Source organism: Gluconobacter sp. P1D12_c (assembly GCF_018812105.1).
Lineage (GTDB): Bacteria > Pseudomonadota > Alphaproteobacteria > Acetobacterales > Acetobacteraceae > Gluconobacter > Gluconobacter oxydans_A.
Map to the genome: position 1 here is coordinate 1 of NZ_JACSIQ010000761.1, position 381 is coordinate 381.

The window sequence follows — 381 nt, forward strand, 5'->3', positions numbered from 1 at the left end:
CCTTTGGTACTCCCGATCGGTCTTCTGGAAGCGGGGCTGGGGCTGCCTTTGCTGCTTCAGGGGCCAGTCCAGCTTGTGGGGTAAGTGTCGGGTCAGGGCCAGACGGTTGAGTATTTGCGTCAGTCTTTGATTGGGCAGCTGGGCGTCTACATGGTTGACGTGAAAGTGGACAGCCAGATCCTGGGCCGCATTGCTGGCCAAGGCGCGGATTCCCTTCTGGGAAGCGGAGTGCGGCCGCTGCGTTGCATTGGGCTGCACATGGCGCTTGCCAACGATACAGCCACGACATGGCGCTTGCCAACGATACAGCCACGCTGGACACGATTGGGCTCCAGTCTGGCCGGTTCTCTACGGCTGGGCATGGTGAGGTCCGTCTGGGAT

General features: G+C 61.2%; 1 protein-coding gene. It reads left to right on the forward strand.

The window, feature by feature from the left end:
- Positions 1-150: 150 nt before the first annotated feature.
- Positions 151-381 (forward strand): hypothetical protein (locus KP705_RS20505; protein WP_252348459.1); only part of this gene is annotated, 231 nt, incomplete at its 3' end.